Source organism: Gluconobacter sp., assembly GCF_047723935.1.
In the GTDB taxonomy this organism is placed as follows: domain Bacteria; phylum Pseudomonadota; class Alphaproteobacteria; order Acetobacterales; family Acetobacteraceae; genus Gluconobacter.
The window spans coordinates 1-4,284 of record NZ_JBDOBO010000124.1 but is presented as its reverse complement, the minus strand read 5'-3'; the positions used below and the strand labels follow the sequence as shown (position 1 = coordinate 4,284).

Below are 4,284 nucleotides of genomic sequence, written 5' to 3'. Positions count from 1 at the left end.
TCAGCTCATCGACGGAAAATGGAAAGGCGTGATCCTCTATCATCTGCTTCAGGGAACCTTACGCTTCAACGCCATCCGCAAGCGCCTGCCCAACATCACGCAGAGAATGCTGACGACCCAGCTTCGCGAACTGGAGCGTGACGGGTTCGTGTTACGGACGGTTTACCCAGAAGTTCCGCCAAAGGTGGAATACAGCCTCACCCCACGCGGACGGACCCTCAAGCCTGTCATCATGGCTCTCAAGGCCTGGGGCGACGAGCACACAGAGTTCAGGCATGGGCCTGAGGCCCGTGCAGATCAAGATGAAATACTCACTTCTGCCGCTAAAGGGACTAAATAATTGCTCAGTAGTCATTCAGCTAAGGAGGGAGAACAGCCAGTCCGGTTTAGGGGCCGAGAGGTCTGATAGCTGTCTTAGCTTTACCAAAAAGGATATTCAAACCTATACATTTGAGCTCGGCGTCAGAGCCGCGACAACCACGGATGCGCAGTGGAAACAGATCTGTGAAGCCTATCGGGGAGCAGGTGCAAAAATGGCCAGCTATGAACGAAACGGCTACAAGCCACTCGACTTTGAAATCGATGCAATTTCGGATGCCGTTTGATGAGTGAATCTCCCTATACGCCCGAACGCATCCACAGCTTGCACCGGAAAAGCGCGAAAATCATTCTCTCTCCAAAGTATATCGCGATTGTGTCAAATGAAATCTGGGGGGGGACCTACTTTTCGCGGACAGGTTGGTGCGCGCACGCGCCCTGCGACGCTTCCGCTCTGTGGATTGGCGAAAATTTTCGTAAGGCTCTGGAAAGCAGCGAATATTTCAACAAGCCTGGCGTCCCTTCGCTTGATCGTGACGAAATCCGGGCGATGGAAGAGGTTTCCAATACGCGGAGGCTGGCATTCTGGGGCGAAATTGCACAGACCTATGGTTACAAGGACATCGATCAGGCCGGGCGAAGATGTGATCTCGTGTTCACGTCCTGGCATGATCTGATCGAGGACTTCGTGACCCTGATGGCGACACTCCGTCTTCCGGGGAGCCATCGGGCCTGGGGCCCTATGGAAAAGAAGAAATACGCGGAGAAGAGGATTGCCGTCCCCTTATCCGTGTCGGACGAGGCGTTAGGCCTTGCCATTTGTGATGCTCTCTCACGCTGTGAAGCCTCGGGACGACAGAAAATCAATACTCCGTCAGAGTAGTTTTCTTGCTGGGACGAAAGCGAAGAAACAGGTTTTTCATGCGGCGTTCGATACCAGTGAGCATGATTTTGGACAGATTATCGTTCAGGTTCGAGATGTGCCGTAACAGTTATCATCGAATTGGATGACGTCCGCTTTCAGGCTGCGCCTCGTTGCTGATCTATGACCGACATGTAGGCGTATCCCGACTGTCTGTTTCATATTCTCTGAGCAGACCGGCAGATCAGGGGGAAAGCGGAAAGTCCGCTATCCCAGCATGATCGCTGGGAAGCGGACATCCCCGCAAATCTAGCGTTCTTCAGGTCCTTTTATAGCGCGGTGCAGGCACCCCTGTTTGAGTTGCACCGAACAAAGTCGAGCGTGCGTTTTCGTAGGCCGACCACAAACCCGCATCATGGACCGACGGCAGTGTTACATCCTCGCCTTGATCGAACCCGACCAATGCGGCATCGACCAGATTCTCGGTCGTCATGATTGCGGCCTGATCGAAGGCCGAAAGCGGAATTCCCGCGTGGTCGTAAAACTCGGTTGCGGTGCCGGCCGGCAGTACGGCCTGCACGCGCACGCCGGTTTCGGCAAGCTCGGCCTTCAGGCCTTGGCTGAACGTCAGAAGGTAACTTTTGGTCGCACTATAAAGCGTCGTGATCGGGAGCGCGCAGAAGGCCATCACCGAACCAATATTGATGATCGCGCCAGTGTTACGTTTGACGAAGCCGGGAAGAACCGCACGAGCCAGCCGGGTCGGGGCGACGATATTAAGTGCGAGCGTCGCATTCGCATCAACATCGCACATATCAACCGTGCTGCTGAGCTTGCCATTTCCCGCATTATTCACAAGCAAGGCAATCCGTTCGTCCGAACGCAGAAGATCCTCGAGCGAAACAAGATCATTTTCAACTGTGAGGTCAGCTTTGAGGGTTCGGATCTCGACCTCATATTGTCTTGTGAGTTTTTCTGAAATTGCATGCAGCCGGTCGGCGCGGCGCGCTACCAGCACAAGGTCGTAGCCGCGTTCGGCGAGACGATTGGCATAGACGGCTCCGATGCCGGAGGAGGCGCCGGTGATAAGAGCTACGGGTTTGCTGGATAACATCAATCGATCTTCTATTCTGTAACGGTCGTTTAAGAATGACTTCGTTGATTCCTGCTGTCAAACGATGTTTAATGATCGTTATGGAAATAGCGTCAAAACGTCCCAGCGGGCGCCCCCGAAGTTTTGACCGCGATGCGGCACTTGAAACTGCCATGCGCTTGTTCTGGAAATACGGTTATGAAGGTGTGTCGTTCCAGCAGTTGACGGCAGCACTTGGCATCGGCGCACCGAGCCTGTATGCGGCGTTCGGCAACAAGGGAGCGCTTTATCGCGAGGCCTTGGACCGGTATGCAAATATGCGTGGTGCGTCGGATTTGTCCTTCATGGAAGCTGCATGCTCTCTACGCGAGGCGGTCCGCCTCCTTCTTGAAGGGACGGCACGCGGACTGGTGGATCCAGCGGGTGAAGTCGGCTGTATGCTCAATACCGGCATGATTGCGAGTCATCCCGACCATGAAGATCTGGCGCGCGATCTGGCGCAACGTCGCGCGCAGTTCCGCGCGCTTTTGACCGATACATTGCAGCGATGGGTCAGCCGAGAACGCGCGACACGGCTGTCGTCTTACGTCACGGCTGTTATGCAGGGCATGGCTATTCAAGCGCGTGACGGTTTTCGTCAGGAACAGCTTCAGGTCGTTGTCGACGAGGCGCTCAAGGCGGTTCCCGATGATTCGCACACTCGAACCGGTGTCCGGTAAAAATGATGACAAATATGGAACCTAACGGCTGACATGAGGACGTAAGCATAAAATCCGCTTATGCTCTCTTGTCAGACATAGGTGAAGCGGTGCGCGCTTCCTAATAACAAGCATAGTAATATGTTGTGCAGAGATTGGTCGCTGCCAGCCCTCGGGCGGTTCACCCTCTAATGGATAAACGTTACACGGAAGCCGCAAATAAAGAGCGCAAGTGGTCCAGTAAAAGTTTTCTGGCTGCACGGTTTGCCGGACTTCTCGCGGACGGGTGATTGATGCGATAACAGTCAATTGAGCCAAATAGAGTGAAACGTTCTAGTTTTGTCTTGTCAGACTTTCCGACAGGTCGCCAGTCGGTACACACACGTTCTGGCCCGGAGAGCGGGAAAAACTCTCGCCGGACAAGCACAGATGCCCCCCCATTGGCAAAGATGATAACATCGGGTCGGAGAATGTTAATCTCGGCTTTCAGTAGCTGCGCGGACAAGGATTTAACCGTGTCATAATGCGGCTGCCCTGGCTGAGGCATTGTGTCTTCGAAATCCATGCAAAACAGGTTGCACCAAGCCACGTTCTCATCGCCGACGATGTCTCCTACAGACCGCATGAAGTTCCAGAACGTTTCTCCTCGGTTCTGCTTCTTTTTGCTGCCATGGCATGCCGAAAAACTCGTATGACATCCAATCATCGCATCGATGTGGCGCTCAAGCGTATCATAAGCGCCAATGGACGTTGGTCGCTTCCACCCTCGCGTTTCGCGCCCAACGATCATAACTCTTCGGCCAGACTGCCATTCAGCGGGAACTCCCGGAAGAAAAATATCAGAATATCCCGCGATACCCTCAACCACTGTGCTACGGTCAAAGAAATTGATATCGTATCCTGAAAGAATTTCTAAATATTGCGCCTTAAGCGCGTCGGCCAATGACATCAGGTATCACCTCATTGTATGCCAGATACTATTAGATGCTTCGATACATTAAGCAACTATCGTCTTTAGATGTTTTACCTCGTCGCAGCCGGGTTTTCTTTCTCTCCGACTGATTTGTCTGTTTAACAAGGATAACAGCCGACAGTTCGAAATCGACCAATGTCAGCTAAGTATGGCGCGTTCAAACTATGTCTGCTTTCGGGAAAATCGCGAAGGTCTATCGAACGACCGGGGTGAGGCGACTGCTGCCTGCCTGTTCTGGTTCTCTTGAGCAGACAGGCGAATAAGGGGGGAGAACAGAATGTCCACTTTAGCAGAATAGTATATCGAATCCACCTGTATTTCAAAACTATTCCTTAATAAT

The 4,284-nt window shown here is 52.9% G+C and carries 6 protein-coding genes; 4 read left to right on the top strand and 2 right to left on the bottom strand.

The window, feature by feature from the left end:
* The 3 genes from ABF979_RS16440 to ABF979_RS16430 form a co-directional block, all read left to right on the top strand.
* On the top strand, nucleotides 1–340 hold a 340-nt coding region (locus ABF979_RS16440), incomplete at its 5' end, for a winged helix-turn-helix transcriptional regulator (protein ID WP_415560759.1).
* On the top strand, nucleotides 303–605 hold the full coding sequence (locus tag ABF979_RS16435; protein WP_415560758.1) for a hypothetical protein: 303 nt from the start codon (nucleotides 303–305) through the stop codon (nucleotides 603–605). The genes ABF979_RS16440 and ABF979_RS16435, both read left to right, overlap by 38 nt.
* Nucleotides 605–1,201 carry a hypothetical protein gene (locus tag ABF979_RS16430; protein WP_415560757.1) on the top strand — a complete coding sequence of 199 codons (597 nt, stop codon included), beginning with the start codon at nucleotides 605–607 and terminating at the stop codon, nucleotides 1,199–1,201. Before ABF979_RS16435 ends, ABF979_RS16430 begins: the two co-directional genes overlap by 1 nt.
* 298 nt (nucleotides 1,202–1,499) lie before the next feature.
* On the opposite strand, the gene ABF979_RS16425 is transcribed toward ABF979_RS16430, so the two are convergent.
* Nucleotides 1,500–2,294, bottom strand: a complete 795-nt coding sequence (locus tag ABF979_RS16425; protein ID WP_415560756.1) for an SDR family NAD(P)-dependent oxidoreductase — start codon at nucleotides 2,292–2,294, stop codon at nucleotides 1,500–1,502.
* 152 nt (nucleotides 2,295–2,446) lie between these two features.
* On the opposite strand from ABF979_RS16425, the gene ABF979_RS16420 reads away from it, so the two are divergent.
* Nucleotides 2,447–2,992: a TetR/AcrR family transcriptional regulator gene (locus ABF979_RS16420; protein WP_415560755.1), complete on the top strand. Its 546-nt coding sequence runs from the start codon at nucleotides 2,447–2,449 to the stop codon at nucleotides 2,990–2,992.
* Nucleotides 2,993–3,173: 181 nt separating this feature from the next.
* Here ABF979_RS16420 and ABF979_RS16415 read toward each other — a convergent pair whose 3' ends face one another.
* The gene (locus ABF979_RS16415) at nucleotides 3,174–3,920 is read right to left on the bottom strand and encodes a hypothetical protein (protein ID WP_415560754.1); all 747 of its coding nucleotides are present in this window, start codon (nucleotides 3,918–3,920) and stop codon (nucleotides 3,174–3,176) included.
* Nucleotides 3,921–4,284 lie beyond the last annotated feature (364 nt).